The sequence below is a fragment of the Sphingobacterium sp. genome (assembly GCF_039596235.1).
Taxonomy (GTDB): Bacteria; Bacteroidota; Bacteroidia; order Sphingobacteriales; family Sphingobacteriaceae; genus Sphingobacterium.
This window is the reverse complement of sequence record NZ_JBCNKE010000008.1, coordinates 258,545-279,812: the sequence shown is the minus strand read 5'-3', so window position 1 is coordinate 279,812 and position 21,268 is coordinate 258,545. Positions and strand designations below refer to the sequence as shown.

Genomic DNA, 21,268 nt, shown 5'->3' with positions numbered 1-21,268 from the left:
AACAAGCTCATTAATGTATATAATTATATCCCCATGAAAGTAATACAAACGATTCTAAGCTGCTTATTGATGATCTTGATCTCTGGACAACTATTAGCACAGGAAAAAACCAAAGGTATTATTATGGAGCTTGTCAGCGGAGAAAAAATAGAAGCTGCGCAGATCCAGAATTTACGGAGCAAAGTGGAAGTTCAGACCAACCGCGATGGATCATTTGCTATTGATGCCAATATTAATGATCTCTTACTGATCAAAGCGAACGGGTATGAACAGGATACGGTATTCATTTATGATTCAAGTCTACGAAGAATCTATTTGAACAGAATAAACACTCCTATTGAATTAAGCCAGGTCGTCGTAGAACGGATGACCGATAGTAGACTCGCAGCGGAAATCCAACGGGAAAAAGAAGCCGGGAAATATTCAGATGTCAGTAAAAACCGTGGTGGGATCCGTATCTCTCCAAGCCGTATATTTAGCAAAGAAGGAAAACAGGCTCGCTCAAACTATAAACTTCTCGTAGCAGAAATGGAAAAAAGAGCCGTTGACCGGAAATTTACAGACAACCTCATCAAGGAGCTGACTCCATTGAATGCCGCCGAACTAGCACTATTTAAAGAAAGGTTTAGACCTTCTTATCAGTTTATTCAAAATAGCAGCCTTGAAACACTGCGGGTCTATATCATGGATAGTTACAAAAAATTTAACGAGAAAAAATAAAAAAAAGGACTTTTTATCACGTGATTGTCAGAAGGCTTTAAACTGTAATATTTTTTATTTCAGTTTAAAGCCTTTTCTATTACCTTTGTATTATCAAATTAAAAATCAGCAACGGAATGTTACACAACTTGAGATTTGCAACAGCTTTACATATCATGGTCTTAGCACAATTGGAGGAATCCGGACAGTGGCTCTCTTCCGAATACATCGCATCGAGCATCCAGATAAATGCTGCTGTAGTTCGCAAGGAAATCGCTTCCCTTAAAACGGCTGCCTTATTAATCAGTAAAGAGGGCAAAGGCGGCGGGATTCGCATAAACGATGGAAAAGAACGAATTACCCTTGCAGACATCTATCTCAGTACAAAACAACATGAGCTATTGGGCAAATTCAACAATCCCAATCCGGCTTGTGTGGTAGGTAAAAACATCAATGCCAAATTGCAGGATCTTTATCAGGAAGTCGACACTGATATTGTAGGCCGTTTGGAAAAGATAACGCTAGCTGATTTTAGCAAAACATTTAATTAAAAACACATGAAAGTAGCAGTAATTGGATCCACAGGATATGTAGGAACACATCTTGTCAAAGAGTTGGCTGACCGAAACTACGAAGTTATCGCAATCGCCCGCCATACAGAAAGCATTCCTTCGAATGGCAATATCACAAAAGTAGAAGCTGACATCAATAATCACGAACAATTGATAAATGCATTAACAGGTGCAGATGTTGTAATTTCAGCTTTTAATGCAGGTTGGACCAACCCCAACCTTTATGAAGATTTTACAAAGGGAGCCTTAGCTATTCAACAGGCTGTAAAAGATGCCGGCGTTAAACGTTTTATTGTTGTCGGTGGAGCAGGCAGTTTGCTAATAGACGGCAATCGTTTGGTCGATTCACCTGAATTTCCACAGGAAATTAAACCTGGAGCATTAGCCGCAGCAGATTACCTTGATACCATTCGCAAGGAAAATCAGCTTGAATGGACAATGATCAGCCCTGCCATCGAAATGAATCCGCATGCAGGAGGCACACGGACTGGCCAATACCGTACAGGACTGGATAGCCCTGTATTTGATCAAGAAGGCCGTTCTAGGCTATCTGTTGAGGATCTTGCCGTCGCTATTGTTGACGAGATCGCTAATAAACAATTTATCAACAAACGTTTTACAGCAGCATACTAACGGCTATACAATCGATTGATTTATATTTAATACAAAATTTTATTACAAAAGGGAAGCGCAATCTTCCCTTTTGTCGTTGATATCATTTATATTTGACATTAATTAAACAATTAGAAGCTAAATAATCGTAAAGAATTAATCCTATGCTATTTAAAAAATCGATTCCTCAACTGATCGCTGAGGCAAATGAAAATGGTGAACATACGCTAAAGAGAACGCTTTCAAGCACCGGCCTTATTGCCTTGGGTGTTGGAGCCATCATCGGCGCAGGACTATTTTCCTTAACCGGAATTGCCGCCGCTGAAAACGCTGGTCCTGCTGTTATCCTATCTTTTATTATCGCCGCTGTTGGTTGTGCTTTTGCAGGTCTTTGTTATGCCGAATTTGCTTCCATGATTCCGGTCGCTGGAAGTGCCTACACCTACTCTTATGCGACCATGGGAGAATTTGTAGCCTGGATCATCGGTTGGGATCTTGTACTGGAATATGCGCTAGCTGGGGCTACTGTAGCCGTCAGTTGGTCACAATACTTTAATCAGCTCCTGATGATATTCCATATCCATTTACCCGACATACTGCTCAAGGGCCCTTGGGAAGGCGGGATGGTAAATTTACCTGCAATCATCATCGTTTGCCTGCTTTCGCTGCTACTGATGAGAGGAACACAGGAATCCTCGACCGTAAATAACGTATTGGTTATTTTGAAAGTAGGGGTTGTATTGATTTTTATCGCATTGGGATGGAGCTTTATCAACCCTGCGAACCACGATCCTTTTATCCCTGCAAATGCCGGTGAGGAAATGGTGAAAAATGGACAGCAAAGCCTATGGACGTTTCTAAAGAGTGATGATTTTGGCCATTTTGGAATCAGCGGCGTATTACGTGCCGCGGGTGTTGTGTTTTTTGCTTTCATTGGTTTTGACGCAGTCAGTACTGCTGCACAGGAAGCGAAAAACCCGAAAAAAGGAATGCCAATTGGTATCATCGGATCATTGATTATCTGTACGCTTCTTTATGTATTGTTTTCCTATGTCATGACCGGTATTGAGAACTACACGATGTTTAAAGGCGATGCCAAACCAGTAGCAACAGCATTTGCAAAAACAGGCTATCATTTTCTGAATACAGCTTTGATTATTACGATTATTGCAGGTTATACTTCCGTTATTCTTGTCATGTTACTCGGCCAAAGCCGTGTATTCTACTCGATGAGTAAAGATGGATTACTCCCCAAAATATTTTCTGACCTTTCCAAAAGACAGACTCCTTGGAAAACAAATGCAATCTTTATGGTGTTTGTAAGTATCTTCGCTGGATTCGTTCCGGTCTCTGACTTGGGTCACATGGTTAGTATAGGTACCCTATTTGCCTTTACATTGGTATGTGTAGGTATATTGGTGCTTCGCAAAACCGATCCGAATTTAGAACGTCCATTCAAAACACCTTTAGTGCCTTTCGTACCGATTATGGGTATCATTGTCTGTGTACTCATGATGGCCTCACTCCCTATTGAAAGCTGGGAGCGTCTAGCGATCTGGTTGGCTTTAGGCCTATTGATCTACTTCGTTTATGGTAAAAAGCATAGTGTTATCCGTAAACAGCATAGGGATCAGCAGAGTATACAATAACAGAGGGCAACAGCAGCCTTTGGAAATCCTTAATTCTCTATAAAAATAGCGGGCTTCAAAAAATGAAGCCCGCTATTTTTATACCGACAATACCTTTTTTTGAATTGATACTAGACCCTATCCGATCGTTTAGAGAGCACTTAGTTTGAAATAGCCATTTGCGACCACATCTTCTTTCAATCCTGCTTTAGGAACAATCTGAATTTGGTACTTCGCTTTGTCCACATCAAGCAACAGATCTTCTATTTCATAAATATCATCTACATCCAATCCATATTTGTCATCAATATGGGCTGTACTATGGTGTTTCCAAAAAACAGTACGCTTGGCCTTCTCCGTTGCTTTAGCCAAATTAGGGGCAACAATCAGTTCTTTATAATGGAATTCATCGAACTCATTCGGCTTATAGCCCCCCAAGTTGACAAAAAATAATTTCAATTCCGTATTTGGCAGTGTAGCATTATTTTTTTCCTGTACCGTGATCTCATACTCCCCGATCTTATTGACCACACGATAGGCATCAATATGAATTTTGCCATCAGCATCAGGCCAAAACTCTTTAATAGGTTCTATGAAATCCTTTAGCTCATTGCCGATTCCAAAAAAAATATCGTGCTGTTCGGTGCGTCTATTTTTCGGTTTACAACCGATCAAAATCATAAATAATTTCATCTGTATAAATTTGTTTATTCATTAGTCCATTTTCCCATTAAGGCAATATCCATAAGATTCATTTGCACCGGTATTTATGAGCTTGGTTGATGCGGCCTTTGGCGGTTCTAACGTTCCATGTGGAATATTCAGGCTATTTTAATTTATAGTGTGCTTTCCAATCACGGATATTTCATAACTTAAGCCCATTAAACAATAAAAATAACGATTATTCATCACATTTAATACAGATAAACACCTGATTATGAGTAAAATTTTCCTATCATTTACGTTACTTTTTCTTTCTTTATGCTCTTTTGGACAAAAACGAAGCACAGATAAAAAACTTGAAAAACAGATCAAACAGCTTATTCAGGGTTTTCAGGGCGAAGTCGGTATTTATGTACATGACCTTAGGAAGCACAAAGAAGTTAACATCGGGGCCGACAGTATCTTTCCGACCGCAAGTGTCGTCAAGATCCCCATTTTAGTGGGTGTCTTCGATAAAATTGAAAAAGGACAATTGCATCTGGATCAGGAGTATATCTATCGTGAAAGTCAAAAATATGGTGGGTCGGGACTGATGCAATTTTTTAAGGACAGCAGCAGGGTTGATCTTAAAACCCTGATCGCCCTCATGCTCTCCTATAGCGATAATGTCACCAGTATTTGGAACCAAAAGCTCGCCGGAGGCGGAATAGCCATCAACAAGTTGATGGCCGACCTGCAATTGACTCATACCCGCGTCAACTCACAGACAGAAGGAAGAAAAGCCGATTGGGAAAAGTATGGCTGGGGACAGACCACGCCCAAAGAGATGGCCGATCTCCTGACCTTGATCCGTCAGGGAAAAGTAGTTTCAGCAAAATCCGCTGACCGGATGTATCGCTTTCTGGGGAATATGTTCTACGACGAAAGAGGGCTTTCGCAGATTCCTGCCACCGTCAAAGCAGCATCTAAAACAGGATCCCTGGACGACGTACGCAACGAAGTCATCTTGGTCAACGCCCCAAAAGGCGACTATGTATTCAGTATATTCACCAAAAACAATCAAGACAAGAGCTGGGGTAAAACCAATGCTGCCGAAGTGTTGACACGCGATCTCTCCAAATTGTTATGGGATTACTACAATAGATAAAATTTCGGCCCGCCTGCATTTAACTCGTATCTCCCGGACTACGACAATATAGACATTTGTTAATGTTAATGGTATTCAAAAGAGGGCATACCTGTTGTCGATTATTGTTGGGATTTTCATGCTGATTATTGCATCCAAAAATGTAAGCGCTTCCTAATGGCCTGGGCTATCCAGCTGAAATGTCGATCAAGGTTCCTCGTGCTAGGGCATATCGGTAATACGGGAGGCGAAATTCAAATATGAATAGCTCTCAATGCAGATAAAAGGACATAAAAAAACGGAGGCTGTTTTAGTCTCCGTTTTTTTATGTTTTCAACTAAGCGAATTAATTTTTCAACGCTTCACCTACATTTTTGGCTTTGCGGCTGATGTCTTCACCTACTTTTTTAGACGCATCTTTCACATCTTTAGCAGCTTCTTTTGTGCCGTCAGCAACATCTTTCGCTACATCCTTCGTTTTATCCACAGCCGTATTCGCTGCATCTACGGTAGCATCTTTTGCGTCATTCAATCCTTCTTTCACATCCTGGCCAGCATCACGCAACGCTGCTTTGGTTTTTTCCCAAGCTGTATTAGCCTCTTCGGAAGCAGCACGTGCTTTTTCTTCAGCAGCTTTATCACCTTTGGCGATTGCTTCGTCTAAAGCTTTTTTAGCTTCCTCCGCTTTCAGACGCGCGCTTTCTTCGGCATTCTTTAAATCTGCTATTGCTGCATCCACATGCTCACCTACAGTTTGCGCAGTATCTGTCGAGTCTGACGCTTTTTTCTCCGAATTATTGCAGGAAGACATTACCAATGCTCCCGCTACTACTGCTAAAAGTGCAATTTTTTTCATTAGAATAATTGTTTTTTAATGGCAAGAAGTCATCAAGAATTTATATTTGTCCCTTTTGGACGCCTATCAACTGCTTGACGTTTTCATGTAAGTTTGTAATTTATGATTAACTAGACTTCAATTTACAACTTCTATGCCAAATAGAAAAACTTACGCTTTCGGATAAATAGTTCCCTTCGCCGCTTCCAATGTATTTTTCAATAATCCGACGATGGTCATCAAGCCCACACCGCCTGGTACCGGAGTGATCCAGGAAGCCTTTGGCGCAACATGCTCAAAATCTACGTCCCCATATAATTTAAATCCAGATTTAGTTTCCGTAGATGTTTCTCTATTGATACCCACATCAATTACAACAGCGCCTTCTTTGACCATATCTGCAGTAACAAAATTCTTCCGACCGATAGCTGCGACGACGATATCAGCCCGTAAAACCTCAGTTTTAAGATCTTGCGTACGGCTGTGCGTCAATGTAACAGTACAGTTTCCGGGAGTAGCGTTACGTGCCAACAGGATACTCATGGGCGAACCAACGATATTACTACGGCCTACAACCACGGCATGTTTGCCCGCTGTCTCGATCTTGTAATAATCCAACATCAACATAATACCATAAGGTGTCGCTGGGATGAAACATGGAAGATTACGCTGCATGCGGCCAAGGTTAACCGGATGAAATCCATCCACATCTTTACGGTAATCTATCGCTTCGGTAATCTTGTCCGGATCAATATGTTTTGGTAAGGGCAATTGCACGATCAGACCATCGATGGAATCATCTTTATTGATTTCCTGAACCTTGGCGATTAATTCCTCTTCAGTGATTGTCTCATCATAACGGATGTTTGTCGATTCGAAGCCGACCAATTGGCAATTACGCATTTTGCTCGCCACATAAGTCTCGCTACCACCGTCGTTACCAACTAGGATAGCTACCAAATGTGGTTTCCGACCCGTTTGAGTTGTAAATTCAGCCGCATCCAAAGCAATCTGCTCTTTAATTTTTTCGGAAACTAGTTTACCATCTAATAGATTCATGTTTAGGAGATTTGATTGTATTTAAAAGGAGCCCAAGAGCTCCTTTATCTTATATAATTTAAAATGTTATTAATCCAATTTCAATACCGCCATAAATGCAGATTGCGGAATTTCTACATTCCCAACCTGACGCATGCGTTTTTTACCTTTTTTCTGTTTTTCCAACAATTTACGTTTACGCGAGATATCACCACCGTAACATTTTGCCGTTACATCCTTACGCAATGCGGAGATCGTCTCCCGGGCAATGATTTTTGCTCCAATAGAAGCCTGTATACGGATTTCAAACTGTTGGCGCGGAAGAAGTTCCTTCAGTTTCTCACAGATTTTCTTACCAAAATCGTAGGCATTGCTTCGGTGGATCAAAGAAGAAAGGGCATCGACAGGCTCATCATTCAATCGGATATCGAGTTTAACCAGATCCGAAGTACGGTAACCGATCTGGTGATAGTCAAACGAAGCGTAACCTTTTGAAATCGTTTTTAACTTGTCATAGAAGTCAAATACGATCTCTCCCATCGGCATTTCAAAAACTAATTCCACACGATCCGAAGTCAGGTAATGCTGGTTCATGATCGTACCGCGTTTTTGAATACACAAGGACATGATCGGTCCAACGAAATCCGATTTGGTAATGATATTCGCTTTGATATAAGGTTCTTCAATCGAATCCAATTTGCTTGGATCAGGTAAATCCGAAGGGTTGTGTACGATTACTTCTTCCTTATCCTTCGTCATATATGCTTTGTAGGACACGTTGGGAACCGTAGTGATTACCGTCATGTCAAACTCTCTTTCCAGACGTTCCTGAATAATTTCCATGTGTAGCATTCCCAAGAAACCACAACGGAAACCAAAACCTAAGGCCGCTGAGGACTCTGGTTCAAAGACCAAAGAAGCGTCGTTCAACTGCAGACGGTGCATTGATTCACGTAGTTCCTCGTAATCTTCTGTATCTACCGGATAGATACCGGCAAAGACCATTGGTTTTACTTCCTCAAATCCTTGGATTGCCTCAGCACAAGGGCGGTCTTTATGGGTAATGGTATCCCCTACCTTCACTTCACGTGCTTCCTTGATACCAGAAATAATATAGCCTACATCCCCTGTTTTGATAACCTCTTTTGGCACCTGATTAAGTTTCAACGTACCGATTTCGTCTGCAAAATACTCTTTACCCGTCGCCACGAATTTTACGCGATCCCCTTTACGGATCTCACCATTTTCAACTTTGAAATAAGCCATGATCCCACGGAACGAATTGAATACCGAGTCAAAGATCAACGCCTGTAATGGGGCATCCGCATCCCCTACAGGATGAGGAATACGTTCAACAATGGCTTCTAGGATATCCGGAACTCCGAGCCCGGTCTTTCCAGATGCAGGGATAATCGCATCACGGTCACCACCGATCAGATCAACGATTTGGTCTTTCACCTCTTCGGGCATTGCTCCCGGAAGGTCCATCTTATTTAAAATAGGGATGATCTCCAGGTCATGCTCCAACGCCAAATATAAATTGGAGATTGTCTGTGCCTGAATACCCTGTGATGCATCCACAATCAACAGCGCCCCTTCACAGGCAGCTATAGAACGGGATACTTCGTATGAAAAGTCAACGTGTCCGGGCGTATCAATCAGGTTCAAGATATATTCCTGACCATCTTTTTTATAATTCATTTGGATGGCGTGACTCTTGATCGTAATACCACGTTCACGTTCCAAATCCATATTATCAAGTAATTGTGCCTGTGCTTCGCGCTGACTGATGGTATTGGTATACTCTAAAAGGCGATCTGCCAAAGTACTTTTGCCATGGTCAATATGCGCAATAATACAGAAATTACGAATGTGCTTCATATAGGATTTTTAAACTCTTTTGCTAAAAGGCAAAGATACCTTTTTTTATACATATTTATAGAATCAAGTATATTTTTCGTTTGTGGGCGAGGGCAGGAAGAAAAGATTTGCTATAGTTATGAGACACAAGAGGAAAGCTTTCTTATTTTTAGTCCGCCAAGGCATAGGAAAAATGCTTCTGATTGCGGGTTACTTTATCCATATCCCAAGCGATCTTCCCTTTGAACTGTTCCGAACGGATGGGGCAGTCCGCCACCTGGCAATAACGGCAACATTGCGGGAGACAAGGATCCGCATGGACAAAAAACTCTGTACGCACAGACATTTCCTTGTTAACAATCTTATCGACAGCCGAAATCTCATCATGAACTTTCACCAGATCCAGGTAGTTTGGTAAAGTGAGGTGACAATCCACATGCAGTTCGTTGCCATAACGCTGTACCCGAAGATTATGCACATCAATCCACTCGGCCTTACGATTACGTTCCAAAATCGCTACCACATCCTGCACAAGTTCGGTATCCGACTCGTCCATCAGTCCACCGATAGACTGTCGCAATAATTTGTAACCATTAAACAGGATAAAAAGTCCCAATATAATAGAGATTACCACATCGATCCATTGGAACCCCGTGAGTTTCATCAGTAACAAGCCCAAGATTAAGCCTATGGTACTGTAAGCATCCACCTGCAGATGTTTGCCATCAGCCACCAAGGTAATGGACCCCAGTGCGCGTCCCCTCTTCATAATATAAAATCCGATCGCAAAGTTGATCAGCGAAGTGGCACCTATCAAATAGATTCCTTGTTCGAGATGCGTAATTTCTGCGGGGAAAAAGATCGTGTAACAGGCTTTTGCTAAAATAATCGCACCAGCGATAAAGATCAGTCCCCCTTCGAGAAAAACAGAGAAAAACTCAACCTTACCATGTCCGTACGGATGATTTTCATCTTTCGGTTGTGCTGCAAGATAAATACTGTAGAAAGCGAAACCAGAGGCGATCACATTGACAATACTTTCGGCGGCATCTGTGAAGATGGCGCTTGAACCTGTTAAAAAATAGGCAACAAACTTAATGAGCATTAAGCCTATTCCCGTAAACAGCGATAATAAAACCAATCTTGTTTGTCTCGACATGACCTGTATTTTGTAGGGCAAAGGTAAAGATATAACGCTAAATCAACCGGATTAGTTTTGCACATCAATTGCACAAAGATGTCAATATTGACGGGTTAAATCGCATCAATCGCTTTTTGTTAGCAAAGCCCCAACAAAAACAGCCTTTTTCTTTGTAAATTTTCAAAAATAAAGACAATTATTTGCAACGTATATAATATCTTTGTCTTACCATGAGCACATCATCATACTTATCAGACAGGATAAATAATTTGTCCGAATCGGCTACACTTAAAATGACCAAGTTGGGCCGCGAATTAGCAGCAAAAGGCGTTAATGTAATCAGCCTTAGCGTAGGTGAACCTGATTTTAACACGCCTGAACATGTAAAGGATGCAGCAAAGAAGGCCTTGGATGAAAACTGGACACGTTATTCGCCAGTACCAGGATACCCTGAATTGCGTCAGGCGATCGTAAATAAATTGAAGACAGAGAACAATCTCGATTATGATATTTCGCAGATCGTTGTTTCAACAGGTGCGAAACAATCCCTGTCCAATGTGATCTTAACATTGATCAATCCCGGTGATGAGGTGATTATACCCACACCATACTGGGTATCCTATTCAGAAATGGTTGTTTTAGCAGAGGGAAAATCAGTATTTATCAATACCGAGATCGACAATAACTTTAAGATTACCCCAGAGCAGCTGGAAGCGGCCATTACGCCAAAAACCAAATTGTTTATGTTCTCTTCACCAAACAATCCAACTGGAACGGTTTATAGTAAAGATGAACTAGCGGCATTGGCTAAAGTTTTTGAAAAACATCCACAGGTATTTATACTATCTGATGAAATCTATGAACACATCAACTTTGTAGATAAACACGAATCCATCGCGCAGTTTGACAGCATCAAGGACCGCGTTATTATCATCAACGGTTTTTCAAAAGCCTTTGCGATGACAGGCTGGCGTTTGGGGTATATTGCGGCTAACAAAACTATCGCGGCAGCAAATGATAAATTACAGGGCCAGACAACATCGGGTACCTGCTCGATTTCACAACGTGCGGGTATCGTCGCGTACGAACAAGGATTGGAATCGGTCAATAAAATGAAAGAAGCCTTTGCGCGTCGTCGTCAATTGGTTTACGATCTATTGAGTGATATCCCAGGTGTACGCACCAACCTTCCGGAAGGTGCTTTCTATTTCTTCCCAGAAATTTCATCCTTCTTTGGCAAGAAAGACCAAGATGGCAATATCATCAAAAACTCAGCTGACCTGGCTTTATATTTACTGAATGTTGGTCACGTCGCAACCGTAGGCGGTGACTCTTTTGGTAATGACAACTACATTCGTTTATCTTATGCGGCTTCAGACGAAAGTCTGATCGAAGCATTAAAGCGAATTAAAGAAGCATTAGGCAAATTAGCATAATCAATACACAGGATACAGAATGGGCTATCCAAAATTGGATAGCCTATTTTTTTATCTCGATTGGCTCATCCAACTGTATTTTGTACAGTGGTAAAATCAGGTATAGGCCTTTATTTAATATGTTCCATCACCTCGATGAATTTCTTACCCTTATTCTTCGGATCAAACAGCATTTTTTCCATCTTCTCAAGTTCAAGAGCCGTCAAATTTTCCGGCAACATACTATCTCGCATTAGCTTCGTTATTTGTTCCCAATCCGCACGATTGATCTTGTGTTGGATCAATCCCATCAACTGAACAGCATTGTGATACGCTTTGCTAGCTTTCAGTTCCGCCACCATATCCATCCAGTCACCGTAAGTAAAAAGCCTATCTTTGACACGTTGTAGGTGTAAAGCCCGCATCTTGATCACTTCATAGCCCAGCAGCATCTCCGTGACGGAATCAATCTCCATGCAAGCAGCGATCTTAGCATAATCTTTTGGGAACTCCAGCCGCGCATCGTCATCCAGCAGCTTACAGAATGTAGGTATCTCCTTTTTGAGGGAATCACAGTTTTGCTGCCCCTGCACAGCAGTCGTTATGAAGACAAGTACAATAGCGGATATCCACGGATAAAAAGAGTTTAATTTCATGCTTCCAAGATACCCATTTTTGGGAAATATCATCCCCAGCACATAATTTACATTGATTTTAGCGCTTCAGATAAATATTTATTACATTTACCTTTATGAGTATTTTAACAGAAAAATTCAAAACGAAGCATGATACAGCTCCGTTTTCACAGATAAAAAACGAAGATTATATCCCTGCCTTTGACGCAGCAATCCAAAAAACAAAAGATGAAGTTGACGCCATCGTCAACAATCCCGAAGCAGCTACATTTGACAATACCATTGCAGCGATGTCTTACTCCGGACAGACCTTAGATAGATTGTCCAGTATCTTTTTCAACCTGCATTCCGCGGAGACCAATGATGAACTGGAAAAGATCGCACAGGATGTTGCGCCTAAATTATCCGCTTTGGGTAACGACATTACCTTAAACTTTGACTTGTTCAAACGTGTAAAAGCGGTTTACGATCAAAGAGACCAACTCTCGCTTACAGCAGAACAAACAACGTTATTGGAAAAATCATATAAGGATTTTGTCCGCAATGGAGCGCTATTGAACGATGAGCAGAAAGAGCAGCTGCGTGCAATTGATGCTGAACTATCGCTTTTAAAATTAAAATTCGGTGAGAATGTCCTTGCGGAAACCAATGCTTATCAACTGCTGGTTACTGAGGAAAAAGATTTGGCTGGACTTCCTGATGGAGCGATTGAGGCTGCCCATGCATTGGCCAAAGCCAATGAAAAAGAAGGTTGGTTGTTTACCCTGGATTTCCCAAGTTATCTACCTTTCGTCACCTATGCCGACAACCGCGAATTACGTCGGGAAATCACCTTGGCCGCAGGACGCAAGGCTTTTCAGGACAATGAATATAATAACGTTGAAAACGTATTGAAAATCGTAAAACTACGTTTTGAACGCGCCAAATTATTAGGTTACGCAACACATGCCGACTTTGTGCTAGCGGAGCGTATGGCACAAAATCCAACAAAGGTAACCGAGTTTCTGAACGATCTGCTCGCGAAGGCGAAACCAGCCGCCCAGCGTGAATTTGCTGAATTAAGTGCTTTTGCTAAGAAACTGGACGGCATCGAACAGCTAGAGAAATGGGATGGAGCATACTATGCGGAAAAACTAAAACAAGAACGTTTTAATCTGGATGACGAGAAGCTTAAACCCTATTTCAAACTCGAAAATGTATTGCATGGTGCGTTTGAAGTTGCCCACCGTTTATTTGGAATCAATTTCAAAGAAGTCAAGGATATTGAAACCTACCATGAAGAGGTACAGACCTTTGAAGTCACCAAAGATAATGGCGAATTGGTCGCTATTTTCTATGCCGATTTCTTTCCACGCAAAGGCAAACGCAATGGGGCCTGGATGACTTCCTTCAAGCCACAGTATGTACAGGACGGAAAGCAAGAGCGTCCGCATGTATCCATTGTATGCAACTTCACCCGTCCGACGGCAACGAAACCATCCTTATTGACCTTTCAGGAGGTAACAACACTATTTCATGAATTCGGTCATGCCCTACATGGCATGCTGGCTGACACGATTTATCCAACTTTATCCGGCACCTCTGTGTATTGGGATTTTGTTGAATTGCCAAGTCAGGTCATGGAAAACTGGTGCTACGAAAAAGAGGCGCTGGAATTGTTTGCCAAACATTATGAAACCGGCGAAGTGATCCCCATGGAGCTGGTTGAAAAAATACGTGAAAGTGCATCTTTTCTGGAAGGAATGGCCACGATGCGTCAATTGAGCTTTGGCTTATTGGACATGGGCTGGCATGGACAGGACCCGAGCGCCATTGCTGACTTAAAAGCATTCGAAGATGAACAATTCGCATCCACAAAATTGTATCCCGATGTAAAAGAGAATGCAATGAGTACGGCCTTTTCCCATATTTTCAATGGTGGCTATTCTTCAGGCTACTACAGCTACAAATGGGCCGAAGTACTGGATGCAGATGCGTTTGATTATTTCAAACAAAATGGCATTTTCAACACCGAAATTGCCCATAAATTCCAAGATAATATCTTATCCAAAGGCGGAACTGAACATCCAATGCTGCTCTATAAACGATTTAGAGGGCAGGAACCGTCTGTTGAGCCTTTACTCAAACGGGCAGGCTTACTGAAATAAGCAGCACGGAACTTTTATAAAGCCCCAGAAGATAAAAATCTGGGGCTTTCTTGTAATGTGTATCCGGTTCAACAGCCTCGTTCTCCTCAATTGATCGGCTAGAAAGAACCTGCAGTTGATTTATTATCAAAAATGTTGTATCTTTGTAAGACATAATTGGGGTTGACCGGAATTGACAGGATGGAGACGGTTATGTAAGCATGTAGTGCGTTGTTAGTAGAGCACTTTAATCTGAACTTTCAGAATTATAACTGGCGAAGAAAACTACGCCTTAGCTGCTTAAGTTAGACTTAACATAGCTATTTGTCCCGTTAGATCCTGTTCTTTGGTTTAACATTCGGGGCATCGAACAATAGAACTGGCAAGTGTGATGTTGCTAAGCACTTGTGAGAAACAGCAACTACGGCGTACGGTATAGGTAAGCGACTCACCTTCCCTCGCCCGACAATCAAAGAGAAGCTAAACATGTAGAAAGCGTATACAGTACCATGACTGGACGAGAGTTCGAATCTCTCCAGCTCCACTTAAGGAGACACTTCATAAAAGTGTCTCCTTTTTTTATACCCCTAAAAAACTATGAACCAACCTGTTAAATAACGTTCATTTAGCGTTCGAAAATTTTAAAAAAATTGCGTGTCCCCAGCGGATGCAGGGACAGGCATTTGCCTCCAATGATAGCATGAAGCATTTTCAGTAATCATATAGCTACTTCAGTCCCTACAAACACAATAGTATACATCCCAGCCATATATCTTGCCCCACATTTATTTTATACGAGTTATCTTTTTTTATAGGTATCTATATAATCAACTGTGTTTGAGCCTTTCCATTTGACCTTCAAAGTCGTTTTATCCAACAATAATATCTCTTCGGTAAATCCACCCGAACCATAACTGATGATATTACCCGATTTTGACCATTTAAAATCCTGTCCTTTATCTTCACAGCTTTTATCATAATCATAAGACCTTCCTGTTCCATCTAATCTAAACTCTTCATAGTCTTTTTTAGTGGGGCAATCAGGCACTATATCGGTTGAGAAAGTTTCTACTCCATTCGTAAATCCTGACGTATGTATAAGTTCCCATTGGCCTATGATATTATCACCATCTTCATTTTTAGTATTATACCCTTCGACCAATGAATCTTCATTGCAGGAAACCAAAAGTCCAAAAATTGCTGCCGTTATTATAACTAATTTCATAATTATCGCTTTTAAAAGTTTACCAAAGTTTTCCTTGTCTAATGATTTTAACCGAAAAATAATCTTGATCAGCGAACGTAAACGCATTAGGATATTGAATATTTCCAGCTACGGGATAATTTTTACTGTATGTCCCTTCCACTATGATTTCGCTTTCTATATTAGTACTTAAACTAAAGGACATTGTCGGCTTGTCATGCTTGGCAAATGTAAATCGTTCAAAATATATTCCCGGTTTTACCCATGATTCACGTCCGTGACGGCGCCAATGTAACATAGGGCCGCCACCATAGCGCAACACATGGTAATTGTATTTTCCTTCCCTTACTTCATCGGTGGTCGTAGCTCCACCGGACTGGGCATCTTTATCAGCAGTTTTGTCCCCAACACGGTTATACCAGCCAAAATCAGCAAAGAATTTAAATTTAGTCTGCGATTTATACCAGAACCGCAAACCGCCCTCTACCCCGGTTGCGATGTTTGTGCCACTGGTTCCTTTTGAAAAAGCATTGATGCCTATTGACACAAGAGGACGAACATGGAGATTTACGGGTTTATTGTTGAGAAATTCCAAATTTAATCCAACATAAACAAGTGGGTAGCTTATCTTATCCGCATACGAGGCCGGAGCCGAATACGAATTATTTTGATTCGTTATTATAGGTGTTTGCTCATAACCTAATCCTACCTGAATTTTACCGGAGGCCACTTTGTTGGTATATTGATCATTAATCCATGACATGATACCTATCGCCCCTGAGGCTAAACTGGTATAGGCCAAATCTTCATCTGCATCCCGTTTTTCCTGAATAGCTAACCTTTCTTGTCTTGCAGCCGTTCGTTTAGCTTCATATGCCTGATTGTATTTTTGAGACGCAATCTGTTTTTGCGCATCATTCATGGCTATATTTTGTGCCTGCGAATAGAGGCTCATTGCACTGTCATAATTCCCGTCGCTGTAGGCCTGGTCGCCTTGGCTTATATAACTGTCAAAACGATTTTGTTGTTCTTCAGCGCGACGCTGTTCTTCCTGTTGTTTACTTAATTGTTCATCTTTTTGTTTTTCCTCCTCTTGATCTAGCGTTCTTAATCTGGCTATCTCATTTTTTAGTGTATTTATATCTTGTTGTAAACTACTTGGCAAATGCACTCCTGAAAGGCAAAGATCTTCGTTCACTTGACTGCGCTGGCCGGATTTCTTAACAAGTGCACCAAGCTCGTTACAAAGTTCATTTCTTTGTTTTTCCAGGTCTTGTTGAGTTGCATGCTGGGGCGCAACTCTTTTTTGTTGTTGCAGTTCCTGTTCCAATGCACTGACCTCATTTTTTAATTGGTTTATATCATTTTCAACATAACTCTTATTCATATTTCTACAAATCTGGTCAAATACTGCATTCTGTCTATTACCAAGTATGGTACTTAATTCCTGGCACAACTCATACCTTCTCTTTTTTAATGACAGCAGTTCCTCTTCTACAGACGTCCCACATACCGGTTTTCCTGTAGAAACATAAATGAGTTTTTCCAAACGGTATGATTTGATGCGGACATTATTTTGCATTTTATGCTCAAATTGAATCGTTTGGCCTGGATTTACGGTATGAGTATCCCCAAAATGAACACGGCCATTCGCGTCTAACAATTGAAACACAAATGAAACTGTCTTATCATTATTGTTTTTTACCTCGAAAAAATCAGTCTGTCCCCCCCATCCATTCCCTCCATGCAGAACCTTATATTGTATATTCGTATTGCAATCGGGACCTGTGAAAGTTTCCCATCCCCCCCATTCGGGTTTGGCATAGGCTCTTTCTCCACGCTCAATCCTAAAGCCTCCGACTTTAGGTAGTACGTCCTTACCTACGGTAATACATTCAATAGTTCTTTGATATTCCCGCCCCGCTCCCAAATCCATAAAAGTAGCTGTAGGATTAGAGGGAAAAACCATTGGCCAACCGTCATAAGCTCGAGTTATTGGATTGCTGCAATCAGGCGCTTTATAATCGCTCCCCATAATTTGTATATAGGAATCTCTAAAGGTGGCCAGTTCAGGAGTATTATTTTTAACTTTGATCGTGACATAATATATATTTATTTGTCCCTCACAAGTTCCATATCCACTGGACCCCATATGATCCTTGCTTTTTTGAGTTCTCCAAAGTTTGTAGGAATAACTAAATACAATTCCACCTTTCTCGTCAATTAGCCCTCCTCCTTGCCCAAAACAAAGCGAACTACTTAGTAACACCATCAACAAAATGTAAATTCTTTCCATAATTATATTGTGTTTTATTTGATGAATAATTTAAACCTTTCAAATATTCTGTTCACTAAAAAAGGTTAGCTAAGGCAGGTATTCCCTCTTATGGCTTCATACTGATGAGACAAATCTATCTAAGCAAAAAGCAAAAAAAAATACCTAGCTCTAGGTATTTTCTATTTTAATCTTCGATCATTTTTATATCCATCCCTCGCTTACGGACTGGCTTATAAGCTCTAAAGAAGAATGTGCCTGCGCTTTTTTTTAAAATGTTTTTCTTGTGTGTATCAACCGTAAAAAGCTAAGAAATAGCTTATCGATAATTTGCCTAATGTCGTTCGCAGTGATATCACGAAAAGATCGACTCTCACCGGTGACCTATGCGTTGTCCCTTGGTCTGATTTAGGTATTATTGAATTTAGTAATGTTATCAGGATCATCTATTTATCCTATTATCCATATTTATGATTTTGAACTAATAAGAACAAGGTAGTTGGATGTTCTATTATTCTAAATCTCTATAAGAAGTCTTTCTTAGATAGAATTCAAAGAGAAGCTAAACATGTAGAAAGCGTATACAGTACCATAACTGAATGAGAGTTCGAATCTCTCCAGCTCCACTAGAAAAGCCATATTCAACATTGAGTATGGCTTTTCTTCTTAAACTGCTATCCCACGCGAAATTGTTTTCTATATTTTAAGGGCGACACCTTTGTCACCACCTTAAATTGTTTGCTAAAATGCGCCCAGCTATTATAGCCACTATTATAACAGATATCAAGAATAGGGCGGTCTGTATCGCGCAGCAGTTTACAGGCATGACCGATCCGGAGTTCCTTGATAAAATCAAAGTAGCTCTTTTTAATATTCTTTTTGAAAAAGCGGCAAAATGAAGAAACGGACATATTCGTACCGGAGGCAACCTCCTCCAGTGAAATAGGATTTAAAAAATTCTTAAAGGAATAATCTATTATTGCTTCGATAACCATGTTTTCCTCTCTACCTGCGATGGAATCGAAAGCCATCGTAATCACCTTCTGCTCATCTGAAGATCCGATCCGTTCCATACAGTTTAATAATAACTGAATCCGTTCAAGCCCCTCTGTATTTTCTATTTGCCGGATTATAAGATCAATTTCCTTTGAAAGATTGCCCATCAGCTGGATTCCTGTACTGTCATTTTTCAGCAATCCGGCGATCACATGCATCTCGGGCAGCGCCAGAAATCCCGCGCCCCAAAAGTCTTTAAGGAAATGAACCACAATAGCACTTCCCACGGCATCCGACTTGGATTTACGAAACCAATGCGGCAGATCCGACCCGAGAAAAAACACATCCCCCTGCTTGTAATCACCTATATAATCACCAATAAGTGCTGTTCCATTACCTTCTGTGATCAGGATCAGCTCACATTCGGGATGCCGATGCCAGGCCGTTTCAAAAGTCGGCGTCCTATAGGTACGACAGGCAAAAGAATACTGTTCTTCAACATGTATTTTCTGGATCAGGGTTTTCATGATAAAATTTCTATTAGCGAATACATCTGCTATCTGCACACATAATATACGATTATAAACCTAAGAAATAGCAAGATAGCATATTTTTTCACCCAAATAGCAGTTGAAAGATGCTTGAACGATCCAGTAAATTTATCTTACGCTACGGAAATATGGTTTAAACTGTAGGCGGGTATGGCAATACCCTATAAACCCAATAACTAATTATGAACACAACTCCAATAACGATCAAGTATGGAAACGAATAGGTATGACGCTATTGTCGTAGGTTCGGGTATCAGTGGCGGATGGGCGGCAAAAGAGCTTTGTGAAAGAGGACTAAAAGTCCTTATGCTGGAGCGTGGCGGTCCTTATGAACATATTAAAGATTATACGTCTGCCCTGAAAAATCCTTGGGATCTTCCGCACCGGGGAAGAACTACGCTCGAACAGCAAAAAAAATATCCTGTTATCCACCGTGGTTGGGCCGCATCCGAAGCAGTAATGGATGGTTGGGTCAACGAAGAAGATTGTCCCTATACCGAAGTGAAGCCATTTACCTGGTGGCGCAGCTACCGTATGGGCGGGCGCTCCACACTATGGGGCCGGCAATCCTATAGACTGAGCCAGATGGATTTTGAAGCCAATGAACGTGACGGAATCGCAGTGCCCTGGCCCATTGGTTACAAGGATCTTGCCCCCTGGTATGATCATGTCGAAAAATTTGCAGGAATCAGCGGTTCAATAGAAAATATCCCGCATCTGCCGGATGGACATTTCTTGCCCCCCATGGAACTCAATTGTGTGGAAAAAGATGTGGCTAAACGCATCAAGCAAGTCTATGGCGGAAAACGTCATCTCATTATCGGCAGAACAGCGAATCTAACCGCCATGATCCCCGGTCGCACAAAATGTCAATTTAGAAACCGTTGCTGGGAAGGTTGTCCTTATGGAGGCTATTTCAGCACGCAGTCTTCTACCTTACCTGCGGCGATGAAGACCGGTAACCTCACAGTACGCCCCTACTCTTTGGTCAAACAGGTATTATACGACAAAGATACCAAAAAGGCCACTGGCGTTGAGGTTTTAGATACCGAGACCAATCAAACTTATGAGTTCAAAAGTAAGGTGGTCTTTCTATGCGCATCATCCCTCAATAGCACCTGGGTTTTGTTTAACTCCGCCACGGATATCTGGCCTGAAGGTCTCGGTAGCAGTAGCGGAGAATTAGGCCATAATGTGATGGACCATCATTACAATATCGGCGCTTCCGGAACAATCGACGGCTTCGAAGACCGTTATATATCCGGCCAAAGGGCCAATGGCTTTTATATCCCGCGATTCGTCAATATCGGCGAGGATAAAAGAGATTACCTGCGCGGTTTTGGCTATCAGGGCAGCGCAAGCAGGGAGGGTTGGGGCAGACATATCGCCGAACTGAATATCGGTGGTGATTTCAAAGATGCAATCTGTGAGCCCGGCCAGTGGACCATCGGTGCTACAGCCTTTGGCGAGATGCTTCCCTACCATGAAAATAAAATCTCATTGGATAAAAACAAAAAGGACAAATGGGGCTTACCTGTATTAGCAATGGATGCCGAACTGAAAGAAAATGAGCTAAAGATGCGGAAGGACATGCTCGAAGAGACAAAAGCAATGCTCGCAGCCTTAGGAGTCAAAAATATTTCCGGCTGGGACAGCGGACACGCTGTTGGCCATGGCATCCACGAAATGGGAACGGCAAGAATGGGCCTCGATCCCAAATCTTCGGTGCTAAACAAGTGGAACCAAGTTTGGGACTGTCCCAATGTATTTGTTACAGATGGCGCCTGCATGACCTCCTCCGCCTGCCAAAACCCCTCGTTGACCTATATGGCATTGACAGCGAGAGCCGTCGACTATGCGGTCCATGAATTGAAAAAAAACAATATTTAAGG

17 protein-coding genes and 1 other RNA gene are annotated in these 21,268 nt (G+C 41.5%); 9 read left to right on the top strand and 9 right to left on the bottom strand.

The window, feature by feature from the left end; translation table 11 throughout:
* Positions 1-33 precede the first annotated feature (33 nt).
* The 4 genes from ABDW32_RS17280 to ABDW32_RS17265 all read left to right on the top strand — a co-directional run bounded on the left by ABDW32_RS17280 (position 34) and on the right by ABDW32_RS17265 (position 3,532).
* Complete coding sequence (locus ABDW32_RS17280) at positions 34-720, top strand: hypothetical protein (RefSeq protein ID WP_343564626.1); 687 nt, start codon at positions 34-36, stop codon at positions 718-720.
* 116 nt (positions 721-836) lie between these two features.
* Complete coding sequence (locus ABDW32_RS17275; protein ID WP_343564625.1) at positions 837-1,250, top strand: Rrf2 family transcriptional regulator; 414 nt, start codon at positions 837-839, stop codon at positions 1,248-1,250.
* A gap of 6 nt (positions 1,251-1,256) precedes the next feature.
* Positions 1,257-1,904 (top strand): NAD(P)H-binding protein, encoded by a 648-nt coding sequence (locus tag ABDW32_RS17270; RefSeq protein WP_343564623.1) that lies wholly within the window; start codon positions 1,257-1,259, stop codon positions 1,902-1,904.
* A gap of 143 nt (positions 1,905-2,047) precedes the next feature.
* A complete protein-coding gene (locus ABDW32_RS17265; RefSeq protein WP_343564621.1) occupies positions 2,048-3,532 on the top strand; it encodes an amino acid permease in 1,485 nt (494 codons plus the stop codon).
* A gap of 129 nt (positions 3,533-3,661) precedes the next feature.
* Here the strand turns inward: ABDW32_RS17265 and ABDW32_RS17260 are convergent, their stop codons facing one another.
* Entirely contained in the window at positions 3,662-4,204 is a 543-nt protein-coding gene (locus tag ABDW32_RS17260) for a DUF1543 domain-containing protein (RefSeq protein WP_343564619.1), read from the bottom strand.
* A gap of 244 nt (positions 4,205-4,448) precedes the next feature.
* Between ABDW32_RS17260 and ABDW32_RS17255 the strand changes: the two genes are divergently transcribed.
* Positions 4,449-5,321 (top strand): serine hydrolase, encoded by an 873-nt coding sequence (locus ABDW32_RS17255; protein WP_343564617.1) that lies wholly within the window; start codon positions 4,449-4,451, stop codon positions 5,319-5,321.
* Positions 5,322-5,646: 325 nt separating this feature from the next.
* Here ABDW32_RS17255 and ABDW32_RS17250 read toward each other — a convergent pair whose 3' ends face one another.
* From ABDW32_RS17250 to ABDW32_RS17235, 4 genes are all read right to left on the bottom strand, one after another.
* Positions 5,647-6,156, bottom strand: coding sequence for a hypothetical protein (locus ABDW32_RS17250; protein ID WP_343564615.1), 510 nt, complete (start codon positions 6,154-6,156; stop codon positions 5,647-5,649).
* Positions 6,157-6,306: 150 nt separating this feature from the next.
* The gene (locus ABDW32_RS17245; protein WP_343564613.1) at positions 6,307-7,194 is read right to left on the bottom strand and encodes a tetrahydrofolate dehydrogenase/cyclohydrolase catalytic domain-containing protein; all 888 of its coding nucleotides are present in this window, start codon (positions 7,192-7,194) and stop codon (positions 6,307-6,309) included.
* A gap of 69 nt (positions 7,195-7,263) precedes the next feature.
* Positions 7,264-9,054: a translation elongation factor 4 gene (gene lepA / locus ABDW32_RS17240; RefSeq protein ID WP_343564611.1), complete on the bottom strand. Its 1,791-nt coding sequence runs from the start codon at positions 9,052-9,054 to the stop codon at positions 7,264-7,266.
* A gap of 148 nt (positions 9,055-9,202) precedes the next feature.
* Entirely contained in the window at positions 9,203-10,192 is a 990-nt protein-coding gene (locus tag ABDW32_RS17235) for a cation diffusion facilitator family transporter (protein WP_343564609.1), read from the bottom strand.
* A gap of 212 nt (positions 10,193-10,404) precedes the next feature.
* Between ABDW32_RS17235 and ABDW32_RS17230 the strand changes: the two genes are divergently transcribed.
* A complete protein-coding gene (locus ABDW32_RS17230; protein ID WP_343564607.1) occupies positions 10,405-11,610 on the top strand; it encodes a pyridoxal phosphate-dependent aminotransferase in 1,206 nt (401 codons plus the stop codon).
* Positions 11,611-11,720: 110 nt separating this feature from the next.
* On the opposite strand, the gene ABDW32_RS17225 is transcribed toward ABDW32_RS17230, so the two are convergent.
* Positions 11,721-12,245, bottom strand: coding sequence for a hypothetical protein (locus ABDW32_RS17225; protein ID WP_343564605.1), 525 nt, complete (start codon positions 12,243-12,245; stop codon positions 11,721-11,723).
* 95 nt (positions 12,246-12,340) lie between these two features.
* Between ABDW32_RS17225 and ABDW32_RS17220 the strand changes: the two genes are divergently transcribed.
* Both ABDW32_RS17220 and ssrA read left to right on the top strand, forming a co-directional pair.
* Positions 12,341-14,371: a M3 family metallopeptidase gene (locus tag ABDW32_RS17220; RefSeq protein ID WP_343564603.1), complete on the top strand. Its 2,031-nt coding sequence runs from the start codon at positions 12,341-12,343 to the stop codon at positions 14,369-14,371.
* 158 nt (positions 14,372-14,529) lie between these two features.
* Positions 14,530-14,897, top strand: a transfer-messenger RNA (tmRNA) gene (gene ssrA / locus ABDW32_RS17215).
* 252 nt (positions 14,898-15,149) lie between these two features.
* On the opposite strand, the gene ABDW32_RS17210 is transcribed toward ssrA, so the two are convergent.
* From ABDW32_RS17210 to ABDW32_RS17200, 3 genes are all read right to left on the bottom strand, one after another.
* Entirely contained in the window at positions 15,150-15,575 is a 426-nt protein-coding gene (locus ABDW32_RS17210) for a hypothetical protein (protein ID WP_343564601.1), read from the bottom strand.
* 19 nt (positions 15,576-15,594) lie between these two features.
* A complete protein-coding gene (locus ABDW32_RS17205) occupies positions 15,595-17,850 on the bottom strand; it encodes a hypothetical protein (RefSeq protein WP_343564599.1) in 2,256 nt (751 codons plus the stop codon).
* Positions 17,851-18,503: 653 nt separating this feature from the next.
* Entirely contained in the window at positions 18,504-19,352 is an 849-nt protein-coding gene (locus tag ABDW32_RS17200) for an AraC family transcriptional regulator (RefSeq protein WP_343564597.1), read from the bottom strand.
* A 234-nt stretch (positions 19,353-19,586) separates the two neighbouring features.
* Between ABDW32_RS17200 and ABDW32_RS17195 the strand changes: the two genes are divergently transcribed.
* Entirely contained in the window at positions 19,587-21,266 is a 1,680-nt protein-coding gene (locus ABDW32_RS17195; protein WP_343564595.1) for a GMC family oxidoreductase, read from the top strand.
* Positions 21,267-21,268: the final 2 nt, after the last annotated feature.

Excerpts from the sequence above, each read along its gene's own strand:
- ABDW32_RS17230 (WP_343564607.1), top strand. The coding sequence starts at position 10,405 with ATGAGCACATCATCATACTTATCAGACAGGATAAATAATTTGTCCGAA.
- ABDW32_RS17225 (WP_343564605.1), bottom strand. The coding sequence starts at position 12,245 with ATGAAATTAAACTCTTTTTATCCGTGGATATCCGCTATTGTACTTGTC.
- ABDW32_RS17275 (WP_343564625.1), top strand. The coding sequence starts at position 837 with ATGTTACACAACTTGAGATTTGCAACAGCTTTACATATCATGGTCTTA.
- ABDW32_RS17255 (WP_343564617.1), top strand. The coding sequence starts at position 4,449 with ATGAGTAAAATTTTCCTATCATTTACGTTACTTTTTCTTTCTTTATGC.
- ABDW32_RS17245 (WP_343564613.1), bottom strand. The coding sequence starts at position 7,194 with ATGAATCTATTAGATGGTAAACTAGTTTCCGAAAAAATTAAAGAGCAG.
- ABDW32_RS17280 (WP_343564626.1), top strand. The coding sequence starts at position 34 with ATGAAAGTAATACAAACGATTCTAAGCTGCTTATTGATGATCTTGATC.
- ABDW32_RS17265 (WP_343564621.1), top strand. The coding sequence starts at position 2,048 with ATGCTATTTAAAAAATCGATTCCTCAACTGATCGCTGAGGCAAATGAA.
- ABDW32_RS17260 (WP_343564619.1), bottom strand. The coding sequence starts at position 4,204 with ATGAAATTATTTATGATTTTGATCGGTTGTAAACCGAAAAATAGACGC.
- ABDW32_RS17220 (WP_343564603.1), top strand. The coding sequence starts at position 12,341 with ATGAGTATTTTAACAGAAAAATTCAAAACGAAGCATGATACAGCTCCG.
- ABDW32_RS17235 (WP_343564609.1), bottom strand. The coding sequence starts at position 10,192 with ATGTCGAGACAAACAAGATTGGTTTTATTATCGCTGTTTACGGGAATA.
- ABDW32_RS17250 (WP_343564615.1), bottom strand. The coding sequence starts at position 6,156 with ATGAAAAAAATTGCACTTTTAGCAGTAGTAGCGGGAGCATTGGTAATG.
- ABDW32_RS17200 (WP_343564597.1), bottom strand. The coding sequence starts at position 19,352 with ATGAAAACCCTGATCCAGAAAATACATGTTGAAGAACAGTATTCTTTT.
- ABDW32_RS17270 (WP_343564623.1), top strand. The coding sequence starts at position 1,257 with ATGAAAGTAGCAGTAATTGGATCCACAGGATATGTAGGAACACATCTT.
- ABDW32_RS17195 (WP_343564595.1), top strand. The coding sequence starts at position 19,587 with ATGGAAACGAATAGGTATGACGCTATTGTCGTAGGTTCGGGTATCAGT.
- ABDW32_RS17205 (WP_343564599.1), bottom strand. The coding sequence starts at position 17,850 with ATGGAAAGAATTTACATTTTGTTGATGGTGTTACTAAGTAGTTCGCTT.
- ABDW32_RS17210 (WP_343564601.1), bottom strand. The coding sequence starts at position 15,575 with ATGAAATTAGTTATAATAACGGCAGCAATTTTTGGACTTTTGGTTTCC.
- lepA (WP_343564611.1), bottom strand. The coding sequence starts at position 9,054 with ATGAAGCACATTCGTAATTTCTGTATTATTGCGCATATTGACCATGGC.